A 21,015-nucleotide genomic window follows, 5' to 3' on the forward strand; every position below is an offset into this window, starting at 1 on the left:
CAACCATGTCCGCTTTATTCAGGAACACGACAATGTAAGGCACGCCAACCTGTCTTGACAGCAGGATATGCTCGCGAGTTTGCGGCATTGGACCATCAGCCGCCGAACAGACTAAAATCGCGCCATCCATTTGCGCTGCACCGGTAATCATGTTTTTTACATAGTCAGCATGGCCCGGGCAGTCAACATGCGCATAGTGACGCGTCGCTGATTCATATTCGACATGTGAGGTTGAAATAGTGATACCGCGCGCACGCTCTTCCGNAATTGTGCCGACGTTTACGTGGGGCTTGCTACGTGAAAATTTTTCTTTGGCCATTAAGATACACCTCTAATAATCAACACAACACATGGAGCTCATAACCGGATTTGAACCGGTGACCTCTTCCTTACCAAGGAAGTGCTCTACCTACTGAGCTATATGAGCTTAATTTCTCGAATATGGAGCGGGTGATGGGAATCGAACCCACGTGATCAGCTTGGAAGGCTGGAGTTCTACCATTGAACTACACCCGCGGATATTTTAATTAGATGGTGGAGGGGGGAGGATTCGAACCTCCGAAGGCAGAGCCGGCAGATTTACAGTCTGATCCCTTTGGCCGCTCGGGAACCCCTCCGTTATCGGAAAACCCGGCTATTATCTATCATCAAATCCTTGATGTCAACACCCACTTACTTCAAATTTAATTTATTCATCACTATCGACATATCACCTGTAATTATCTGATCAAGATAACCAGTTACAACATCAAAAGCCGTCGTTATCAAAGCCCATTCACTTCCAGATGGACTCGACAACACAAAATCAGCAACAGCCTTGCCAACTGAAGGTCGTCCAATTCCTATCCTTAACCGGTAAAAATCCCGCCCCCCTAGATGAGCAATAATATCCCGCAATCCATTATGACCCGCGTGACCGCCATCTTTCTTAAGCCTTACGACACCAACATCGAAATCCAGCTCATCATGAACAACAAGAATCTCATCTGGCATCAACTTATAATATCGAGCCACCTTACCCACAGCCTGGCCACTTCGATTCATAAATGTATCAGGCTTCAACAACAAAATTTTACTGCCCGCAACATCAACCTCCGCCAACAGCCCATCAAATCCGGACTTTTTGACCCAGGCACAACTCGAATCCAACACCAATCTATCTAAAAACAAAAACCCGACATTATGCCGGGTTTTTTCGTACTGGCGACCCGGATTCCCCAAGCCAACCACTAATTTAATCATAGATTACTTTTCAAGCAATCAACTAGCATCATCTTTACTTCCCTTTGATGCCATCATTGATGCAACAGGATGATCATGCTCAGGACCCTGAGCCAAGGCTACGATTTCAACACCTGTCGGCATTACAATATCCGAAAGATGGATTGACTCCCCCACATCCAAACTACTCAAATCCACTTCAATGTAATCAGGCAATGCTACTGGCAAACAAGAAACCTCAACATCAATCATAGCATGAGCAACAATACCCCCTTTCTTTGCACCAACAGAAGTCTGCTCATTCATAAAATGCAATGGGACATGCACTTTTAAAGCCTCGGACATTGTCACCCGAAGAAAATCCATATGCAAAACCTGAAATTTAGCCGGATGCCGCTGAACTCCTTTCAGAACAGCTTTTTCGGTTTTTCCATCAACAGTAATATCCAAAATATGCGAATAAACCGCTTCATGCGCAAGATGCTTAATCACTTCATTATGATTCAACAGAAGCATTTGAGGCTCAGCATGCCCGCCGTATATTATCGCAGGCACACTACCTACGCGACGCGCTCTTCTAGCTGCGTTTTTACCTGATTGCCCACGACCTTCGGCAACAAACTCAAATACGTTAGACATTTTCCTCTCAACCCCGTGCCATCAAGCACAACAAATTAAATTTTACAATTTATAACCATCAATCTACATATAGCGAACTTACTGACTCACCAGCCGCTATACGCCTTATGGTTTCAGCTAACATTTCTGCGACACTTAGCTGCCTTATCCTACCCAACTCAGCAGCCTCATAACTCAACGGAATAGTATCGGTAACAACTAATTCATCAAGCTCCGACTTACTTATATTTTTTAAAGCAGAACCCGATAATACCGCATGAGTACAATAAGCAACCACCCTGACAGCACCATGCTTTTTCAACGCCCCAGCAGCATGACACAGCGTCCCCGCAGTATCAACCAAGTCATCAATCAACACACAACTACGACCTTCAACATCGCCAATTATGTGCATAATCTCTGCAACATTGGCCTTCGGCCTGCGCTTATCTATTATTGCAAGATCAGCATCATCCAAGCGCTTTGCAAGCGCTCTTGCCCTGACAACCCCGCCAACATCCGGCGAAACAACAATCAGGTCTTTATATTTTTGTCTCCACACATCCCCAAGAAGGAGCGGGGACGAGTAAACATTATCAACAGGAATATCAAAAAAACCTTGAATCTGATCCGCATGCAAATCAACAGTCAAAACCCGGTCGGCACCTGCTTGCTCAATCATTTTTGCAACCAGCTTCGCACTAATCGGCACACGCGCTGACCGAGACCGCCGATCCTGCCGAGCATATCCATAATATGGCATCACCGCAGTTATTCGTGACGCCGAAGCTCTATGAAGAGCATCCATCATCACCAATAGCTCCATTAAATTCTCATTTGTTGGAGAACAAGTCGGCTGAATAACGAAAACATCCTTACCGCGAACATTTTCTTCAATTTCTACAGCAATCTCCCCATCGCTAAATCTGCCTACAGTCGCCATTCCCAGGCGCATATTGAGTTTTTTTACTATACCCTCTGACAAAGCCAAGTTAGCATTTCCAGAAAACACCATCATAGAGGTGTCACTCATCAAGAACTCCCAAATTGAATTTAACTTAGCGGAGGTAAATGGCTGGGTCGCAAGGATTCGAACCTTGGTATGCGGAGATCAAAACCCCGTGCCTTACCGCTTGGCGACGACCCAATAATCAAGATATAAAACTACCACTTTTAAGCTTTAAAAACAACGGCGACTCATTCACACCCTTCGCTAGATACACCTGCCACTTCCTCCGAAGTGACCGATACGCATTGGCCGCTACCACTTCTGAATCAAACTGCGCAAAAACGCATGCCCCTGTCCCAGTCAACCTTGCCTCAGAAAATTCAGACAAGTCAATCAAAGCTTCCTTAACAGACTGATAGCTCTCACGAACCACATCAACACAATCATTTTGATTTTGGCCCGCTATAAAGTCGTCTATTGTGATTGATTTACTATCCCTTGTCAAATCTTTTGATAAAAATATTTCTTTGGTATTCACATGACAATCCGGCTTTATCACCACAAACCATTGCTCGGGGATGTCTATTCTCTTGAGCTTTTCACCGACACCTTCTGCCCATGCTGAATAGCCGTACACAAATACAGGCACGTCCGCACCCAAAGTTAACCCTAATTCCATCAATCTTTCCGTTGATAATTGCAATCCCCATAAAGCATTCAGCACAACCAGAGTCGTTGCCGCATCAGAACTACCGCCGCCAAGCCCTCCGCCCATAGGAAGATTCTTCTTAACTTCAATGCACACACCTTGCTCACAGCCGGTTTCTGATTTCAATAACTTTGCAGCTCTAATTGTCAAATCATCTGCCTCAAGAACTCCTGGAATTGGCTTTTGCAAACTAATTTGCCCATCACTAACCGGATGAAATATTATCCAGTCACACATATCTATGAATTGAAAAACCGTTTGCAACAGATGATATCCATCGCTTCTTTGACCCGTTATCCTTAACATTAAATTTAGTTTCGCCGGTGCCGGCCATTCTTCGGCCCACATAGACCGATTAGTTTGATTTTGCGCCATTTAAAATCCAATGATCAATAATTAATTTTAATTTGACCTGCTTATTCATAACCATCATTTTGAGGGGCAAAACGCCATCGTTAACAGGTTGCATTTGCTTATATTCACTCAACCACCCTTCCTGACTAAATCCACTATCAGTATTTTTATACGATAGAGATGGCTCGGGTAACCCCACTACCCAGTACCGCAATGATCGCACAGGAACAAACATACCTAATTGCTGGTTAATAAACTCTTCCGGACGAGTTGATGTCTGCACATCATTCCCACCTCTGTCTATCGTGACAACATTTCCTTTCAATAAAATAACAGTAGCCCCTTGCCCTAAAGGACCAGATAATTTTATTTTTTCCGATTCAGGACTATGCTCCCAAGCTATATTAGCCGACCAAGAATCACTTTGCCCCGTCAAAGCCAACCGCCCTTCAAACGACCAGCTCTCCAAATCATATAGATGCTCCATCGCTGTCTTTGAATAACGGCCATTTGACTCCACCGGAGTAACCGAGCAAGCAGGTAACAACAGGATCAAACACATCCCAATCAGCAAACCCATTTTAGAACGCCGCATTTATTCTTCACCGCCCAACAATCTTCTTTGAAAATCCAATAAATATTCATCATCAGGCGTCTTTTTAATGGCCTTGCCAAATACTTTTCTTGCTTCGTCTTTTTTACCCAAAGTCCACAGTACCTCAGCAAGATGAGCCGCTATCTCTCCTTCCTGCTGCTTTGCATAAGCCCGTTCAAGATAATCCAAGGCTAGATTAATCTTCCCCAACTTGAACTGCAGCCATCCAAAACTATCCAGTATCACTGCTTCATTAGGCTGTAATTTGAGCGCTTGCTGCAAATATTTTTCCGCTTCGGCATATCGATCAGGCCTACTCAACAAACTATATCCCAGGGCATTCAGCGCTTCAGCATCTTCCGGATATTTTGCTAGTATTTTTTTCAAATCAGATTCCAATACATCAAACTTCTTAATCCGTTCCGCCATTAACGCACGCGTGTAAAGCAAATCTCTCTGATCAGGTTGAGCGGCCAACGCATCGGTCAGCAAATTGAAAGCCTTTCCATATTGCTCTTGCTGGCCATATAGCCCTGCCTGCATCAAAATAATTCTTAGCTTTTGTTTTGGAAATTGAGCAGATAACACACCTAACCGCGCATTAGCCTCATCAATTTTTTTGTCTTTTACTAACAATGAGACAGCGGAAATTCCCGATTCGAAAACTAGCGATTCTTCATTTACCTTATCAAACCATGCTAATGCTTTTTGAGTGTGGCCTCGTTTTTCTTCTATTTTCCCCAAATAGAAACTGGCTTGATTTTGCCATTCCGGCTGATCGAGCAGTTGCTTAAAAATATCTTCAGCTTTACCGTCATTATTCAATTGCAAGTACACTAACGCCAGGGCAATCTGACTCTCAGCATCTTTGGGATTAGCCAAAACAATACTCTGATAAACCTCACTCGCCGCCTCATATTCCGAAGCTTTTATTAATACCTGAGCCAGTAGTTTTTTAAATTTATCATTCTCAGGATATTTAAGGGATGCATTTCTTAGCAAAGTTTTTGCTTTATTCAAATCCCCGGAAAATACCGCAATCTGAGCTTGAAGCACTAAAGCCTTATCCCAATCAGGCTGCACATTCAAAGCCTGCTGTACTTTCTTTTCAGCTAGGAGATTATTTTTCATTTCCATAGCCAATAATGACTGCACATAAAAAATTACGGCCTGGTTAGGATTCTTCTGCCCTAAATTATCAAGAGCCTCATAAAAAAAATCAGACTTGCCTTCTCTTTGCAAAACACTCGCCAACTCAAAAGCTGTCTTTTCAAACCCGGCAGGATCAACCTTCAGCAGCGCAGTTAAGTGATCAACTGCCCCTTGCTTATTGCCGGCTCTTAATGCCGATAGCGCAGCAATTTTTCTTGCCGCTGGATCTTTGGGATCTTGTTTCAACCATAAAGAAACAGCCTCATCCGTTTTATTGCTATCTTTCATGTACATAGCAATTTTTGCCGCCCTTTCTGCAAACCGTGGATCCTTAACCCGCTTGGCAGCTTCCATATAACCTTCCAACGCAACGGCATATTGCCCTCTTTGTCCTGCAAGCTCTGCCGCCATCAGCATATACATGACATCTGGGTCTATCGCTGTTTTTACGTCGTTTTGTTGCGTTTTTTCTTTGGGCTCGACTATTTTGACAGGCTCAACCACTTCTTCCTGCTCGCTCGGCTTTTCAGGAGAATTAGCGCAACCATTAAGAAAAACAAGGATTATCACTGAAAGCAATCTAATCATTAACACACAATCGTCCTATTTATTCCTGTATACATATAGTTAGGTTATCAGAAAAACCAGCTGAATCGGTCAGCCGATTTATTCCATTTGGATAAAGTCATTATATTTCTTAGAATACGCTTAACATAATACAGACCTTAAGGCTCAAGGTAAAAGGTTAGCAATTTAAAACCTGCCGTGTTGATCCTTAAAATTTTTATCTTGAACCTGAATCACATGACACTTCTTGCAGTTGGGATTAATTACAACACCGCGCCGGTCTCGGTCCGCGAGCGCCTGTCATTCCCTGCCGAGATACTGAAATCATCGTTGCAGGAGCTGTGGCGTATCAAAGGGATCAATGAAGCAGCCATACTATCAACCTGTAACCGCACCGAGTTTTATTGCACATCAACGACGGCGAATAAACAGATACTGATTGACTGGGTTGCTGAAAGCAAACAAATCAATGCCGCCGACTTTACGCCTTATCTCTATTGTCACACCGATAGCGAGCTGATTCGCCATATGTTTAGAGTGGCTTGCGGCCTGGATTCAATGATTTTGGGTGAACCGCAAATTCTAGGTCAAATGAAAACGGCCTATCAGGCCGCGTATGAAGCAGGCACCCTGGGTAAACGTCTTGGCAAACTTTTCCAATATACATTTACCGCCGCCAAAAAAGTGCGCACCGACACTGCCATTGGCTCCAGTCCCGTATCGGTAGCTTTTGCCGCCGTTCAGTTGGCCCAGCAAATCTTCGATAAGCTCAGCGAACAGACTGCCCTGCTGATAGGCGCAGGTGAGACCATCGAGCTAACCGCCCGGCATTTATCCCAACAAGGTGTCGGCCGTATCATTATCGCCAACCGCACTTATGATAAAGCCCACGCGCTGGCCGTGCAGTTTAACGGTTATGCGATTGCCTTATCCGAACTGCCGGTCCATTTGGCCGAAGCCGACATCGTTATCTCATCGACCGCCAGCCAACTGCCGATACTCGGCAAGGGCAGTGTTGAAAGCGCCCTCAAAAAACGCAAACACAAACCGATGTTCATGGTTGACCTTGCCGTACCCCGTGATATCGAAGCGGAAGTTGAACAACTTCGGGATGTCTATCTTTACACCATCGACGACCTACAAAACATCATTGATCAGAATATGAACTCCCGTCGCTTGGCAGCGGAACAAGCAGAAGAAATAATCGACACCCAAGTTGGCCATTTTTTAACTTGGCTACGCGCCCAAGGCGCGCAATCAACCATTCAGGATTATCGTCATCAAGCCGAACAATCCCGTGACGAAGCCTTGCAAAAAGCACTGGCTTTATTAAAAAGCGGAACTCCCGCAGAACTTGTCCTTAATCGGCTAGCTCACAGCCTGACCAACAAACTTATCCATACGCCCAGCACCCAAATCAGAGCCGCCGCCGAAAATGAACGCCACGATTTGATCGCTGCCGCCCGCGAAATTTTCAAATTAACCAATTCTCAATGAAACAATCCATACAACATAAACTCGAAAACCTGTGCGAACGTTACGATGAAATCGCCGCATTACTTTCGGAACCCGAAGTGCAAGGCAATCAAAACAAATTTCGCTCACTGAGCCAGGAATACGCTCAAATCAACCCACTGGTTGAGTGCTATAAACGCTACCAACAAACCGTGGAAACACTCGTTTCAGCCAAAGAAATGGCCAATGACAGCGATCCTGAATTAAGGGAAATGGCAAAAGAAGAAGTCAATGACGCAGAAAGCCAGCTGGAAGCAATCGAGCATGAATTGCAAATATTGTTACTACCTAAAGATCCCAACGACAACCGCAACATTTTCATAGAAATACGCGCCGGCACAGGCGGCGATGAAGCGGCGATTTTCTCCGGCGACCTTGCCCGTATGTATCAGCGCTATGCCGAACGCAAAGGCTGGCAAACCGAAATGATCAGCGAAAGCCCCGGCGACCACGGCGGTTACAAAGAAGTCATCCTGCGCGTTACCGGCAAGGATGTTTATTCCCAGTTAAAATTCGAATCCGGCGCCCATCGAGTACAACGCGTGCCTGAAACAGAATCGCAAGGCCGCATTCATACGTCGGCCTGCACCGTTGCGATTATGCCGGAAGTCGAGGAGGTTGATGCTATCGATATAAACCCTGCCGATCTTAAAGTCGACACTTTCCGTTCTTCAGGAGCCGGTGGACAGCATATTAACAAAACCGAATCCGCGATACGCATTACGCATATCCCAACCGGTGTGATCGTCGAATGCCAGGATGAGCGCTCGCAACACAAAAACCGTGCCCGCGCCATGTCGCTATTAGCTTCGCGGCTGTTATCCGCCGAGCAGGAAAAACACCAAGCCGAACAATCCGCCAACCGTAAGTTGCAAGTTGGCAGCGGCGACCGCTCGGAACGCATCCGCACCTACAATTATCCGCAAGGACGGTTAACCGATCACCGCATCAACCTGACCTTGTATAAACTGGACGACATCATGCAAGGCGGGCTGGAGCAGGTCTTGCAACCGCTAATTAGTGAACATCAGGCCGAACTGCTTACACAACTAGGCGAAGATTAAGTTAAATGCAGCGTATAAAGTCAGTGCTGCGCGATGCTGCCGACGCGCTGGCACTAGTCTCCGACTCGGCCTTACTCGACGCGGAAATATTATTGTGCCTAGCGCTTAACAAGCCACGCTCCCATCTTCGCGCCTGGCCGGATAAACCACTGCAACCTGAGCACTTAAACGCTTTTAAGGCGCTGCTTGAACAACGCAAAAACGGCGTACCGATCGCTTATATCACCGGTAACCGAGAATTCTGGTCGAGAGATTTCCTGGTTACGCCCGACGTATTAATCCCTAGACCCGATACTGAGCTGCTTATTGAGCTCAGTTTAAAATTGATACCGACAGACAAACCGTTCAAGATCATCGATCTGGGCACAGGTTCCGGCATCATCTCCATCACGCTGGCTGCCGAACGTCCCCTCGCCCAGCTCAGCGCCACGGATTTTAGCCCGGCCGCGTTACGCATTGCTCAACTCAACGCTGAAAAACACCATATCGACAATATTAAATTTTATCTTAGCGACTGGTTTGCAGATATTCCCAGTACAAAATTCAACCTGATTATCAGCAATCCGCCTTATATTGCCGAAGATGACGAACACCTACAGCAAGGCGATGTCCGATTTGAACCTCGAACAGCCTTGTCTGCTAAAGAACAAGGGCTTGGCGACATTAAAATCATTGCCAACGCCGCCCGCAACCATCTGGAACCTTACGGCCATTTATTGATTGAGCATGGCTACAACCAGTTACAACAAGTTCAAACCCTATTTAAAAATTTGCATTATGATAAAGTGCAAACCTACACGGACTTATCCGGGCAGCCCCGGGTCACTTACGGACAATTCACGCCAAATGATTCTGACTGACGCCCTTCGAATTAATGTAGGTTTATTGCGGGCATAGTCGCCAACCTGAGACCTAACATTATGACTCAAACGCACATCCGGATTCCTCGCAAAATAACCAATCAGCTGCTGCATCTTGCTCAAATCTCACCGGACTTGGAAATATGCGGACTTATCGGCAGCAAAAACGGCCTCCCAACCCGCTGCTTTCCTATTAAAAATACGGCCGAACAACCTCATCGACGCTTCCAGCTTGATACAAGCCAACAAATTGCAGCAATGAAGAAAATGCGCAATTGCGGGGAGGAACTGTTTGCCATCTATCATTCTCACCCGGCCGCCCCGGCTACACCGTCAACTACCGATTTAGAATTGGCAAGCTATCCTGACGCCCTGTACCTGATCATTTCACTGAATACCAAAGGCATTTTAGAGATGCGCGGTTTTAGAATAGAAAATAAATCAGCCCAAGAAATGACCCTATCTTTAAGCGAAAATATGTAAATTTCACTTTTTTAATGGCGATCAAAAAACGCCTGAAAACTTAAAAATAAAATAAGAAATATCGGCTAATTTTATGTAAACTGTGAGGTTTGTAGCATTTTGCTTACAAGAATTAATCCGGATTACCTATCGTGCAACTGTTAACAAAGTTCTTTCGAAAAAAAAACGTTTGCAAAGGTATTGTCGGCATTAGTTTTTTACAAAACGGTATTGCTGTTGCCATATCGGAATTCACAGGAGTTAACAAATTAACGCTCATGCACTGTGAATTCGTCAGCGTGAACAATCCTGCTTATCAACAAGACGCCCTTACTAAACTGGCTATTCAACATAATCTTGCCGACTATGACTGCCATCTGGTACTAACCAGCGACAACTACCGCCTCCTCAATGTTGAGTCTCCGGCAGTCGCCGAAAATGAAATCATTGATGCTATCCGTTGGAAGATTAGCGATCTTGTCGATTTTCCCGTTGATAAGGCCGTTATCGATTATTACCCGACGCCGATGCTCGTCCGGGCTAACAGCAGTAAAATGCTGGAAGTCATCGCCAGCCCTATCAACACCGTTGCCGAACATATCGATAAATGCGCAAAAGCGGGACTAAAGCTCAAAGTAATCGATATTCAAGAAACAACGCTACGCAATCTGGCAGCGCAATTGCCGGAAAGCGAACACGGCATTGCCCTTTTATATCTGCTGGAATTCTCCGGCACTCTACTGATACAAAAACAAGCGACTATATACGTATCCCGTAAATTTGAAATCGGTTATAAAAAACTGGACTCAAACGAACAATTTCCCAGTGACAACCGGGCTACAAATGCACATAACAACTTGGCACTGGAAATACAACACTCACTGGACTACGTAGAAAGTTATTATGGAATCCCTCCTATTCCGGCTTTAGCCGTCATTCCCTTGGCAAAAAATACCGATAACCTGCTTGACAACCTAAACCGCAATCTTGGCATAGCCGCTAATATGATGGATCTGTCGGCTATTATCGATAGCAATATCGTAGTAGATGCCCATACTCAGTCGCTTTGCGCTCCGGCCATTGGGGCAACGTTACGTTATTTAACGGAAGCCGCGTGATACAGCAAGTCAATTTATATCGGGATATTCTTAGTCAAGAACGGACTAAGCCAATCATTAGCCTCTACTGGATTGCCCTGCCGGTGGTTATAGTTCTGCTGTTTGCCGGCTTCACTGTCTATTTAACATGGCATTTAAAAAGCACAGAGGCTGCTGTTCAACAATTCCGTCGAAATCTGGAGAATGAACGAACAAGGGTGAATCTCATATCGACAAAAAGCCTCCAACAAAGCTCCAATACTCAACTTGCCGCTGAAGTCATGCAGTGGCAAAACCGGGTAGATGAATTAACACAAACGTTGCAATTACTATCAGGTAATAGCAACGCCCTGTCACCGGGCTTTTCAAATTATTTCCTGGCATTATCAAACCGGTCAACTCCTGATGTTTGGCTAAGCGCACTATATTTTAATGAACGGCAAAAAGTTATCAGAATTAACGGCAGTACCTTCAACCCGGAAAAAATTCCTTATTTTTTACAGCAATTGCAAAAAGAATCTATTTTTAATGGCTACTCCTTCGCCAAACTGACGATGCAACAATCTGAAAAAGTCCCCAAGCAAATGGATTTTAAACTCAGTACCATTCAGGACATTCCGAATAAAGAAGACCATGTTCAATAATCTTCAAGAAAAATTCGAAGCCCTGGCTAGACGAGAAAAAATCATGGTAACCGGCGTATTACTGCTTGGTTTGACGGCTGTTTGGGATAACTTTTTTTATCAACCAACCCAGGAAAAACAACTGAACCTTCAGAAAGAACTGGTCAGTCTTAAACAACAAATAGCCGATCAGCAAATCATCTTAATCAAAATTGAAAACAGCCCCGCCGTTGATCTTAATCTCGATAACAAAAACAAACTTATCGCGCTAAAGTCGGAATACAACCGGCTTCAAGAACAGATGACGCAAAGCGGCAAGAATTTTGCTCCTCCTCACTTAATGGCTACGGCGTTGAGCGATATACTTAATCAAAATAGTCGGTTAACGCTAATAAAACTGGATACTTTGCCGGTTACCACATTAATTGAATCGAAACCCCAGCAGACAAACCCGATATATAAACACGGACTGGTCATTACTTTCTCAGGCACCTATCTGGATACGCTCAATTACTTAAAATCCTTGGAATCTCTACCGTGGCATTTTATTTGGGAAAGTATCGACTATCAGGTTAAAGATTATCCTGTCGCGGAAACGACAATTAGGGCTTATACGCTCAGCTTTAAGGAGAGCTGGCTTGGCGTTTAAATTTATAATATTGCTCGCCGCCGGGCTTGCCAGCCTGCCATGCAACGCCGAGTTCCGTGACCCAACCCAACCGGCTTATCACCAGCCATCAACAATAGCAGCGGATACGGACACTACCCTAGTGTTATCGGCCATCTGGATTTCACCGAGATCAAAGCGAGCAACCATTAACGGCATCTCTGTTAAACAAGGCCAGACCATAGTCATCGAACACACTCCGGTCTTAAAACCTGCGTTGCCGGCTTCCGCAAACAGCGTCGTCATTAACGATAAAGAAGAAGAGCATCCGATACCGGCAAAACAACAGCTAGATACGGCTCACACCGAAACAGCTTATATTCCTGCGCATTCGACTAAAATTAAAGTCATCAGTATTCACAAAAACTCAGTCATCATCTCCCAGAACGGTGAACGCAAGACTTTACAACTGGTGCAACGCTCCTATAAAACACGCTAAATACCAAGCACTTAATACAAATGAATAATAATCCAGCTATCATCATCGCGTTGACATTATTACTGGTATCCTGCTCCCCGCTTCAACAGTCAAAGTCATCCACTGTGCCGAGCACATTTGCCAATACTACGACCAAAGCTCGTAGTTATACCAAAACACCGCCTGCAGCCGTTACCGATGCACTGATTCCTGATTTCAATCAAACTTTGACGGCCTCTCAAAATACAGCGCAACAAACACGTCTCAATATTTCCGTTAATGAAGTTGATGCCCGAGAATTTTTTATGGGGCTGGTTGTGGATACAGATGAAAATATGCTGGTGCACCCTGAAGTAACAGGCACCATTTCATTAGAACTGAAGAATGTAACCATTGCCCAGATTCTTGATGCGGTACAAAAAGTCTATGGTTATGATTATAAAAAAAATGATATGGGATACATCATCTATCCTGCTACGTTGCAGACAAAGACTTTTAAGATAGACCGGCTGGATTTGCAACGCATAGGCAATTCAAATACTACCGTGTCGTCCGGCAGACAAGCTAGCCAGAACAATCAGCAAGGAAATAACAATCAACCGGGAAGCAGCAATCAACAAAGTAATACTCAAATAAACAATCCGCTAGGAAGCGGCCCGCAAGAAAATAACATAAGACCAACGCCACGCTCATCAAGTAGCACAGTCCTTACCATAACAAGCACGGATTTCTGGCAGGAACTGAGAAACTCTCTAAACCACATTGTTGCCGTCGACCCACAGGCGACTGTCGATATTAACCAGCAATCGGGCATTGTAATCGTCAGGGCAAAGCCGATGCAGTTGCGGGAAATCGAAAACTTTCTATCGACCACCCAAAACCAAATCAACCGGCAAGTCACTCTTGAAGCAAAAATACTGGAAGTCACGCTTGACGATAATCATCAAGACGGCGTTAATTGGGAAAGCATTGTCAGGGAAGGTATCAATAAAGCCCCGCTGCTGACAGGCATAGGAGCGATGGATCCGACAACGTTCACTTCCATTTTCACGCTAGGCGGCAGCGCCGGCGATTTCCGCGCCTTTGTTGAATTAATGGAAACACAAGGAAAAACCAACGTACTATCGAGCCCAAGGATTTCCACTTTAAATAATCAGTCAGCCATCATTAAAGTCGGGCAGGATGAATATTTTGCGACGGGCTTTACTCCCGGTTCCCCTGGAACCGCAAATACTGCCTCCATTCAGCCGACGGTTCTTGTCGATGTTTTCTTTTCCGGCATTGCGTTGGATGTTACGCCGCAGATAGATGATAATGAGAACATTACTCTGCACATCCATCCCTCTATTACTCAGGTTAAAAAAGACACCAAAGATTTTGGCATGAACATAACGCTACCGCTGGCGCTCACCACGGTTAGGGAATCAGACAGCATAGTCAAAGCCAAAAACGGCCAGATTATTGTATTGGGCGGCCTGATGCAGGAGAAAGATAATGAAAATAAACAAGGCGTCACCGGGTTAGCGGCAATTCCTTATATCGGCAACCTGTTTAGGGTCAATACCGGTACAAGCCAAAAATCGGAACTGATTATCTTACTTAAAGCAACTTTTATTGACAGCAATGAGGATTGGCAAAAAGACATAAACTTCAGTAAGCAACGCTTTGAAAAGCTTGACTCGCAGCCGCGCTGGAAATAAATCTTCAATCCCACCATCCGGAAATTTCAAAATATAGGTTCTATAACACTGGTGTTACGCCTTAACACAAATTACACGCGGGATGATCCGAGCTGTAATAGCAGCGATGTCTCCCTCAAAGTACCTTAAATGTTATTTATGTATAAAACACACTTTGGCCTTAATACTCAGCCATTTGGTTTAACTCCTGATACACAGTTTTTTTGTGATCTGCCTTCACATTTAGAAGCGCTCAACGTGTTGTTGATCGCTTTGCATAACGGTGAAGGCTTCATCAAAATTACCGGCGACGTCGGTACCGGTAAAACCATGCTTTGCCGCAAACTGCTTAATGAATTACCGGAACCTTTTGAGACAGAATATATTCCCAATCCGCACCTACCGCCAATAGGCTTACTGATGGAGATTGCCAGTGAAATGGGTATTGAGTATTCCCCTCATACCGGACAAAACGGGCTAATGAAGCTGATTAATGACTTTCTAATCAATAGTGCTGGTAAAGGTAAAAAACCGGTATTGATCATCGACGAAGCACAATCGATGTCGATTGAAACATTAGAAGCGTTGCGGCTTATCACTAATTTGGAAACCGAAAAACAAAAACTGCTACAAATCGTATTATTTGGCCAACCTGAACTCGATGAACAGCTTGATAACAAAACCATTCGACAACTCAGGCAACGCATCACCTTTAGTTACGCCCTTAAACCGCTAACATCTGAAAACGTTGCAGACTATATTAGACATCGATTACGCGTTGCCGGCATGGGCAACATATCCATTTTTTCCAAGTTGGCTATTAAAGCAATGCATTACTATAGCCGAGGCATACCCAGATTGATTAATATTTTAGCCAATAAAGCAATGCTCTCCGCTTACGGTAAAGGATATTCGTTAATTGGTATAAAAGAAGTTTATCTGGCCGCGTTGGATACCGAGGCTGCCGATACAAAGCTTAGACTTTTTGGCATCCGTAAACGTTATTTGCTGTTATTGTTACTAGCAATTCTCAGCTCCCTGTTATGGCCATTCATAGTATCCTTATTATGAGCCTGATCAATCAAATGTTGCGGGATCTGGAAAGCCGCAAGACAGCTGACGATATATCTCCAGCATTACAACGCAATATTCATGTAATCCCGACTTCCTCCACCTCTCGTCCAGCACTCATATGGAGCTTATTGGCCGCTGTTATGGCAGTGGGCATTTATTGGGCTTATCAATATAGTCAGACACCATCTAAATCATCGCCGTTACCTGATACAGACAGCTATAACAAAAGTCCTGTACCTATTGTATCTTATGAAAAAGTGTTAGTTGCTCCCAATGCCGTTATCTCCGACCCAACTCCGGAAATCGAATTTAAACCAAAAAATACTACCATTCCCGCAGTTTCTGCGACTCAACCCGAACCAGCCGCGCGCCCTCCTGCGTTTCAATCCAGGCCGCCAGCTCAAGCAAGCACGGCTATGCCAACGAAACCCAAGATTGTTGAGAAACCGCTTAATACGAAAGTGCCTGTTTCTGCTAAGCCGGTACAGATAAATTCTGTAGTCGCGAAACAACAGGCGGATTTGCTTTATCACCAAGCAGAAAATGACTCTGGCGGCTATTCAACGTCCCATAAACTGGAACAGGCGCTTATGCTTGACCCAAAACATCTGAAAGCAAGGCTATTATTAGCCAAGACGCTGTACAATCAAGGACAAATAAGCAAAACCGCCGAGTTTTTAGATCAAAGCCTGGCTTTATTTCCTGAGAATTTACAATTCATTAGTACCCGTGCGCAACTATTCCTGCAACAACAAAATCCCAGCAGCGCACTTAAAACGCTTCAGCGTATTAACATAGTAGATAATTCAAATGAAGCCTATTTATCTTTACTGGCTGCAACTTATCAACAACTTCAATCATATGCTAATGCCGCCAGAACATATCAAAAATTAGTAAGCATTAACCCGGAAAAACCCGAAAACTGGTTGGGTCTAGCCCTATCTCAAGAAAAACTCGGCAATCTAAAATTAAGCCGCGAAGCCTATCAAGCAGCATTAAATAAAAACACCCTGAAAGAATCTATTACAAGCTTTATCCATCAACGTTTAAACGAGCTCAGATAAAGTTTTTGTAACGGTCAATAATTCTACACAAGAAAGATGTCCTATCTGGCCCAAGCTCTAATGATTGGCATGGAAAGCGTACGTAACCGCCACAAGTGTTACCGGTAAAAGCGGCTTAATGCGTGGCTGCGTTATACTGCCGTCCATTGGTAGCCAATGCACATTAAAATAACGCACAACGCCTGTAAATTTGCAGACTAGCAAACGAAAGAGCGGATTTACTTCATGGATGTCACTCATCCGCACCACAACAAAATAGCCGATTACGGATGGGTCAAGACCAGCCAAGCTCCCACGAAATTTGCAGCAACACCGGACCGGCAGCAACTCAACATCAATGGCGCATTGGTTGCAGTAACTTGAGCGCAACCATTCGCTATGATGACACTATCAATGTTCAATTATCGGCCTCAGGTTCTGAGAGATTATTCGCAACATGCCAAAATCGAACTGGTTTTTCTACAGCTTTATGCCCCTAATCTTAACGTGATCGGAGCGATTCTGGAGTTTCTTCGGGAAAACCGTGGTGTTCTATGAAATCATTACTACGAAACGTTCGCTCAATTCAAAGCCGTCTGCGAACAATTTTTCAACAATTTAGAACAATACCACAGTCCGTTGTGTTCACTATTAACTGAGCGTTTCCAAATATTGGCCAGGGCTAACTCTGGAAATCTGAGGTTCGGTGGATAGCAATTGGAATTTTAGATATTTTGAAGATAGCATACCGTAATTCTAAAATATCAATGAAGCGGTACAGCTGAGAATCTAACCCTTGCTGACAACTATAAGATCAAAATATAGTATTCAGCATCAGTAGAAGAGGCAATCATCCAATTAAACAAATTTATTAGATAATAAAGAAATTTTGAGCGTTTTATCGAGAATAATATTTATAACTTAAATATGTTTTATTGTTCATAACTGCTTTCGTATGCCGCAGACATTGTATCTAAGCGTTATGAATTAATAAAAAGAGATGGAGCCACCCAGCTACAAACGAAACCGGATGGCTTTAAAAATCCTTATCCTTCTAAACTTGCTAATCTAGCCGCAAGAAACTCTTCCAAAGACTCTAACGCTTTAGTAAAGCCCTCGATTCCTTCTGAAAGTTTCTCAGAAGCCATACGATTGTTAGAATGCATGCTATCAAAAGTCGCCTTATCAATAGTTAATTTTTCAATTGAAGCATTTGCTGCATTTTCGGGATCAAGCTTACGAGTTAAGTCACCCTCGGTAGATTGAAGCTCAGCCAACAAAGATGGAGCAATGGTTAACAAATCACAACCTGCTAATTCAACAATCTCGCCTACATTACGGAAGCTAGCTCCCATAACTTCAGTTTTATAACCGAACTTTTTATAATAGTTATATATTTCTGTAACTGATAACACTCCTGGATCTTCAGCTGGCGCATAAGAATCACGACCAGTATCCTTTTTGTACCAATCTAAAATACGCCCAACAAAAGGTGAGATCAGGGTAATTCCATTTTCAGCGCAAGCAACTGCTTGATGTAAACCAAACAACAATGTCAAATTACAGTGAATACCTTCTTTTTCAAGAATAGCCGCTGCTTGAATACCTTCCCATGTTGCAGCTATTTTGATTAGAACTCGTTCGCGTGAAACGCCTAGCGCTTCATACATTGCAATCAATTCGCGACCTACTCGGACGCTTGCCTCAGTATCGTATGAAAGACGAGCATCTACTTCCGTCGAAACACGCCCAGGAATAACTTCGAGTATCTTTTGTCCGAAAGATACAGCCAAACGTTCGAAAGCAAGGGTAGCCACTTGCGTTGCAGATGCATCTTTACCTAAAGTGTTTCTGGCACCTTTTAAAGTATCGTCAACAATCCCTTGATATTGGGGCATTTGAGCAGCTGCAGTGATCAATGAAGGATTTGTTGTTGCGTCACGAGGCGTGAAAGTTTCAATTGCCTGAATATCACCTGTATCAGCGACAACTACAGTCATTTCTCTCAATTGTTCCAGCAAGGTCTTGGCCATTTTAAAGGCTCCTTTATTTTAAAATTAAAAAAACAACAAGACATACATTCGTCATTTTCAAACATATTTAAAAATGCGAATAATATCCAAATATAATAACAGAGGCTGGGGTATATACTATGAGTAAGGTGGTTTACTATCAGAAACAACCTAAAATAATAGCCCCTACCAACCGAAGGCAGGTGAGGTGAGCCATTATTTTACTAAATAATGGCATTTTTTCGCAGGGATCCGATAAAATCCATTTAATATTGAACGCAGTATGCAATACCCCTGGTCTTCATCTCGCACAACCTTAATTGATCATGTTAGCGACTGGGCGCCGCATTAATCACAACGATAACACTATTCTATATGATACACTTCGGCTTACTCTATACCTGAGCCTTTCTTTTTATGAATTCTGTTCAATCATACTTTTTATAAATACTCTCTAGCAGAAATCATTTGCCTTGTTACGTACCTCGAGACGCCGCTTGCCTTTGGTAAGACGGCTTGTTTTTCCATATATTTGGCAACCCCGCTTTTTTTAGGCATTTTTCTTGCTATTGCCGATTCTCTTTCCATATACTTAGCAACTCCTGTCAAAATCGGTACTTCTTTAACATTTGCTGATTGTCTTGCTATATACTTTTCAACACCGCTTAAAACAAGCGCTTCTTTTTTAAATAAAATTTGCTTAGCCATATACTTGGCAACACCGCTCACTGGCGGTCTTTCCTTCGCCAAAATTGCCTGCTCTTCTAGGTATCTCGCTACTCCTGTCGCCGCTGCCGCTGCTGCAGCCCTCTCCTTTGTCTTTGCAATTTCCTTTTCTATTGCTACCAACTCTTCTTTTTCTTTTTCCCTTTCTTGCTCTTTTGCGAGTATACGCTGCTCTTCCAAATACCTTGCAACTATAGCTGCGGCCGCTGCTTTTCTCTCAGCAATAGCTTCATCTTCAAGATATTTAGCAACACCTGTCATTGCTGCAGTGTTTCTTGCAGATATTGATTGTTTTATTAAATATTTAGAAACACTACTTATAACATGTGAATTGGCCTGCTGTTCCAAATACTTTGCTACGCTACTGGGTACTGGAGCTTTCTCTGTATTAACAGTATGTTTAGCCACATATCTAGCAACGCCGCTTATTTTTGGCGCTTTTTTTGCTAATATAGCTTGCCTTGCCATGTACTTAGCAACACTACTCACATGCGACTGTTCCTTTCTTTCCAAATACTTAGTAACACCAGTCACCAATATTATTTCTTCGTTATTTTCTAAGCGATCAACAACTTCATCTGTTTCTGATATACCTGCTTGGCTTTCCAAGAAATTAACGTCTCCATTACTTGTTGATTGCTCTTCAAGATTTTTCAGATATCTCTCAACTCCACTTAGAACCGGCTCTACCTCCTGGCTTTTTAGATACCTAGCAACTCCGGTAAGCTCACTAGAGCCTTTAAGAACTATACGCGAATCAACTCGAGTTTCAACCTCTCTTTTGACCCCAAAAAATCCAGATACTAAATCGACCAAGTAATTTTGACCCATTTATCACCCCCGGTTACGCATGTACTTTTCAACTCCAGTTCCTGACTGAGCTGCCACTTCTTCTGCAGACTTGGCCTTTTTTTCAAGATACTTTTCAACTCCGCTTACAGGAGCCTTTGCTTTTTCTGTCGCAACACGACTCTCCAAATATCTTGCAACACCTGTTGCAGCAACCATATTATGCTTTCTTAAATACCGAGAAACTCCTGATAGCCCACTTACATGACTAGTATAAACTGGAGACTCACTAACTTTTGCCTTTGGTTCGCGCTTAGTTAAGAAAATATATCCCACTACAGCAAGAGCAATTAAGCCTAACAAATAACTCATCACTGATTCATCCTCGGCCTTTACAGGTGCAGCTGGCGCAGCACTTACTTCAGTATTAACCGCCGTTGCACGTTCAGAAGCCGTTGATGATATTGCTGTTGATTTACTTGGCTTATAATCAGCATCTTTATATAAAACCTTTGGTTCAAAATCCGATGCTGGGTATTTTGAATCGACTTCGCTTGACTTTTCTTGCTTAGCTGGTGCTGCTACAGATGCAGACTTTCCTTGGCTGCTATCAATATCCTGATAAATTACCTTTGGTTTGAAATCCGATGCCGGATATTCTGTTTCCGCCCCGACTATGGGACTAGCTAACAATAATGTAGCAACCAAACCATTCGTCAAATTATTTATTTTCACGTTTGAATCCCCCTCTATGCGTTGTTTTTAGAGTAGTCATATCCGCTTAAACTTAACAATATTGATTTCTCAGTGAGTTAAATACA

At 43.6% G+C, this 21,015-nt stretch carries 23 protein-coding genes and 4 tRNA genes; 13 read left to right on the plus strand and 14 right to left on the minus strand.

The genetic code is table 11. The features are described from left to right. The 11 genes from EKO24_RS02715 to EKO24_RS02765 form a co-directional block, all read right to left on the minus strand. Positions 1-319 (minus strand): GTP-binding protein (locus EKO24_RS02715; protein WP_241674374.1); only part of this gene is annotated, 319 nt, incomplete at its 3' end. A gap of 32 nt (positions 320-351) precedes the next feature. Next, positions 352-427 (minus strand) — tRNA-Thr (locus EKO24_RS02720). A gap of 15 nt (positions 428-442) precedes the next feature. Continuing rightward, positions 443-516 (minus strand) — tRNA-Gly (locus EKO24_RS02725). A gap of 16 nt (positions 517-532) precedes the next feature. Further along, positions 533-617: transfer RNA gene (locus EKO24_RS02730), tRNA-Tyr, on the minus strand. A 55-nt stretch (positions 618-672) separates the two neighbouring features. Next, positions 673-1,242, minus strand: a complete 570-nt coding sequence (pth, locus tag EKO24_RS02735; RefSeq protein WP_127030289.1) for an aminoacyl-tRNA hydrolase — start codon at positions 1,240-1,242, stop codon at positions 673-675. A gap of 18 nt (positions 1,243-1,260) precedes the next feature. After that, positions 1,261-1,860: a 50S ribosomal protein L25/general stress protein Ctc gene (locus tag EKO24_RS02740; RefSeq protein WP_127030290.1), complete on the minus strand. Its 600-nt coding sequence runs from the start codon at positions 1,858-1,860 to the stop codon at positions 1,261-1,263. Between the two features lie 58 nt (positions 1,861-1,918). Further along, complete coding sequence (locus EKO24_RS02745; protein WP_127030291.1) at positions 1,919-2,872, minus strand: ribose-phosphate diphosphokinase; 954 nt, start codon at positions 2,870-2,872, stop codon at positions 1,919-1,921. Between the two features lie 39 nt (positions 2,873-2,911). Further along, positions 2,912-2,986 (minus strand) — tRNA-Gln (locus EKO24_RS02750). A 4-nt stretch (positions 2,987-2,990) separates the two neighbouring features. Beyond that, positions 2,991-3,872 carry a 4-(cytidine 5'-diphospho)-2-C-methyl-D-erythritol kinase gene (gene ispE, locus EKO24_RS02755; RefSeq protein WP_143733146.1) on the minus strand — a complete coding sequence of 294 codons (882 nt, stop codon included), beginning with the start codon at positions 3,870-3,872 and terminating at the stop codon, positions 2,991-2,993. Then, the gene (lolB, locus tag EKO24_RS02760) at positions 3,853-4,431 is read right to left on the minus strand and encodes a lipoprotein insertase outer membrane protein LolB (RefSeq protein ID WP_127030314.1); all 579 of its coding nucleotides are present in this window, start codon (positions 4,429-4,431) and stop codon (positions 3,853-3,855) included. Before lolB ends, ispE begins: the two co-directional genes overlap by 20 nt. 15 nt (positions 4,432-4,446) lie before the next feature. After that, the gene (locus EKO24_RS02765; protein ID WP_338323992.1) at positions 4,447-6,186 is read right to left on the minus strand and encodes a tetratricopeptide repeat protein; all 1,740 of its coding nucleotides are present in this window, start codon (positions 6,184-6,186) and stop codon (positions 4,447-4,449) included. Positions 6,187-6,402: 216 nt separating this feature from the next. On the opposite strand from EKO24_RS02765, the gene hemA reads away from it, so the two are divergent. From hemA to EKO24_RS22280, 13 genes are all read left to right on the plus strand, one after another. Beyond that, positions 6,403-7,662: a glutamyl-tRNA reductase gene (gene hemA / locus EKO24_RS02770; RefSeq protein WP_127030293.1), complete on the plus strand. Its 1,260-nt coding sequence runs from the start codon at positions 6,403-6,405 to the stop codon at positions 7,660-7,662. Then, the gene (gene prfA / locus EKO24_RS02775; protein ID WP_127030294.1) at positions 7,659-8,744 is read left to right on the plus strand and encodes a peptide chain release factor 1; all 1,086 of its coding nucleotides are present in this window, start codon (positions 7,659-7,661) and stop codon (positions 8,742-8,744) included. Before hemA ends, prfA begins: the two co-directional genes overlap by 4 nt. A gap of 5 nt (positions 8,745-8,749) precedes the next feature. Then, positions 8,750-9,604: a peptide chain release factor N(5)-glutamine methyltransferase gene (prmC, locus tag EKO24_RS02780; RefSeq protein ID WP_127030295.1), complete on the plus strand. Its 855-nt coding sequence runs from the start codon at positions 8,750-8,752 to the stop codon at positions 9,602-9,604. Positions 9,605-9,664: 60 nt separating this feature from the next. Next, a complete protein-coding gene (locus EKO24_RS02785) occupies positions 9,665-10,087 on the plus strand; it encodes a M67 family metallopeptidase (protein ID WP_127030296.1) in 423 nt (140 codons plus the stop codon). 257 nt (positions 10,088-10,344) lie between these two features. After that, on the plus strand, positions 10,345-11,184 hold the full coding sequence (locus EKO24_RS02790) for a type IV pilus biogenesis protein PilM (protein ID WP_127030297.1): 840 nt from the start codon (positions 10,345-10,347) through the stop codon (positions 11,182-11,184). Continuing rightward, positions 11,181-11,807 carry a hypothetical protein gene (locus EKO24_RS02795; RefSeq protein WP_127030298.1) on the plus strand — a complete coding sequence of 209 codons (627 nt, stop codon included), beginning with the start codon at positions 11,181-11,183 and terminating at the stop codon, positions 11,805-11,807. The genes EKO24_RS02790 and EKO24_RS02795 overlap by 4 nt, the downstream gene beginning before the upstream one ends. Beyond that, complete coding sequence (locus tag EKO24_RS02800; protein ID WP_127030299.1) at positions 11,797-12,435, plus strand: hypothetical protein; 639 nt, start codon at positions 11,797-11,799, stop codon at positions 12,433-12,435. The genes EKO24_RS02795 and EKO24_RS02800 overlap by 11 nt, the downstream gene beginning before the upstream one ends. Further along, positions 12,425-12,892 (plus strand): hypothetical protein, encoded by a 468-nt coding sequence (locus tag EKO24_RS02805; protein ID WP_127030300.1) that lies wholly within the window; start codon positions 12,425-12,427, stop codon positions 12,890-12,892. Before EKO24_RS02800 ends, EKO24_RS02805 begins: the two co-directional genes overlap by 11 nt. 20 nt (positions 12,893-12,912) lie before the next feature. Then, entirely contained in the window at positions 12,913-14,571 is a 1,659-nt protein-coding gene (locus EKO24_RS02810) for a secretin N-terminal domain-containing protein (RefSeq protein WP_127030301.1), read from the plus strand. Positions 14,572-14,709: 138 nt separating this feature from the next. Then, a complete protein-coding gene (locus tag EKO24_RS02815; RefSeq protein WP_127030302.1) occupies positions 14,710-15,621 on the plus strand; it encodes an ExeA family protein in 912 nt (303 codons plus the stop codon). Further along, a complete protein-coding gene (locus EKO24_RS02820; RefSeq protein WP_161990553.1) occupies positions 15,618-16,688 on the plus strand; it encodes a tetratricopeptide repeat protein in 1,071 nt (356 codons plus the stop codon). Before EKO24_RS02815 ends, EKO24_RS02820 begins: the two co-directional genes overlap by 4 nt. Before the next feature lie 225 nt (positions 16,689-16,913). After that, positions 16,914-17,051, plus strand: a complete 138-nt coding sequence (locus EKO24_RS22275) for a hypothetical protein (protein ID WP_154671569.1) — start codon at positions 16,914-16,916, stop codon at positions 17,049-17,051. Positions 17,052-17,066: 15 nt separating this feature from the next. Continuing rightward, complete coding sequence (locus tag EKO24_RS22280; RefSeq protein WP_154671570.1) at positions 17,067-17,225, plus strand: hypothetical protein; 159 nt, start codon at positions 17,067-17,069, stop codon at positions 17,223-17,225. Between the two features lie 488 nt (positions 17,226-17,713). Here the strand turns inward: EKO24_RS22280 and EKO24_RS02825 are convergent, their stop codons facing one another. The 3 genes from EKO24_RS02825 to EKO24_RS02835 form a co-directional block, all read right to left on the minus strand. Further along, complete coding sequence (locus tag EKO24_RS02825; protein ID WP_127030304.1) at positions 17,714-18,700, minus strand: transaldolase; 987 nt, start codon at positions 18,698-18,700, stop codon at positions 17,714-17,716. Between the two features lie 420 nt (positions 18,701-19,120). Beyond that, entirely contained in the window at positions 19,121-20,236 is a 1,116-nt protein-coding gene (locus tag EKO24_RS02830) for a hypothetical protein (RefSeq protein ID WP_127030305.1), read from the minus strand. Positions 20,237-20,239: 3 nt separating this feature from the next. Then, on the minus strand, positions 20,240-20,929 hold the full coding sequence (locus EKO24_RS02835) for a hypothetical protein (RefSeq protein WP_127030306.1): 690 nt from the start codon (positions 20,927-20,929) through the stop codon (positions 20,240-20,242). Positions 20,930-21,015: the final 86 nt, after the last annotated feature.

It is taken from the genome of Candidatus Methylobacter oryzae (assembly GCF_003994235.2).
Classification (GTDB): domain Bacteria; phylum Pseudomonadota; class Gammaproteobacteria; order Methylococcales; family Methylomonadaceae; genus Methylobacter_A; species Methylobacter_A oryzae.

Coding starts and splice junctions, on each gene's coding strand:
- pth (WP_127030289.1), bottom strand. CDS start 1,242: ATGATTAAATTAGTGGTTGGCTTGGGGAATCCGGGTCGCCAGTACGAA.
- EKO24_RS02740 (WP_127030290.1), bottom strand. CDS start 1,860: ATGTCTAACGTATTTGAGTTTGTTGCCGAAGGTCGTGGGCAATCAGGT.
- EKO24_RS02745 (WP_127030291.1), bottom strand. CDS start 2,872: ATGAGTGACACCTCTATGATGGTGTTTTCTGGAAATGCTAACTTGGCT.
- ispE (WP_143733146.1), bottom strand. CDS start 3,872: ATGGCGCAAAATCAAACTAATCGGTCTATGTGGGCCGAAGAATGGCCG.
- lolB (WP_127030314.1), bottom strand. CDS start 4,431: ATGGGTTTGCTGATTGGGATGTGTTTGATCCTGTTGTTACCTGCTTGC.
- EKO24_RS02765 (WP_338323992.1), bottom strand. CDS start 6,186: ATGATTAGATTGCTTTCAGTGATAATCCTTGTTTTTCTTAATGGTTGC.
- hemA (WP_127030293.1), top strand. CDS start 6,403: ATGACACTTCTTGCAGTTGGGATTAATTACAACACCGCGCCGGTCTCG.
- prfA (WP_127030294.1), top strand. CDS start 7,659: ATGAAACAATCCATACAACATAAACTCGAAAACCTGTGCGAACGTTAC.
- prmC (WP_127030295.1), top strand. CDS start 8,750: ATGCAGCGTATAAAGTCAGTGCTGCGCGATGCTGCCGACGCGCTGGCA.
- EKO24_RS02785 (WP_127030296.1), top strand. CDS start 9,665: ATGACTCAAACGCACATCCGGATTCCTCGCAAAATAACCAATCAGCTG.
- EKO24_RS02790 (WP_127030297.1), top strand. CDS start 10,345: ATGCACTGTGAATTCGTCAGCGTGAACAATCCTGCTTATCAACAAGAC.
- EKO24_RS02800 (WP_127030299.1), top strand. CDS start 11,797: ATGTTCAATAATCTTCAAGAAAAATTCGAAGCCCTGGCTAGACGAGAA.
- EKO24_RS02810 (WP_127030301.1), top strand. CDS start 12,913: ATGAATAATAATCCAGCTATCATCATCGCGTTGACATTATTACTGGTA.
- EKO24_RS02815 (WP_127030302.1), top strand. CDS start 14,710: ATGTATAAAACACACTTTGGCCTTAATACTCAGCCATTTGGTTTAACT.
- EKO24_RS02820 (WP_161990553.1), top strand. CDS start 15,618: ATGAGCCTGATCAATCAAATGTTGCGGGATCTGGAAAGCCGCAAGACA.
- EKO24_RS22275 (WP_154671569.1), top strand. CDS start 16,914: ATGGATGTCACTCATCCGCACCACAACAAAATAGCCGATTACGGATGG.
- EKO24_RS22280 (WP_154671570.1), top strand. CDS start 17,067: ATGATGACACTATCAATGTTCAATTATCGGCCTCAGGTTCTGAGAGAT.
- EKO24_RS02825 (WP_127030304.1), bottom strand. CDS start 18,700: ATGGCCAAGACCTTGCTGGAACAATTGAGAGAAATGACTGTAGTTGTC.
- EKO24_RS02830 (WP_127030305.1), bottom strand. CDS start 20,236: ATGGGTCAAAATTACTTGGTCGATTTAGTATCTGGATTTTTTGGGGTC.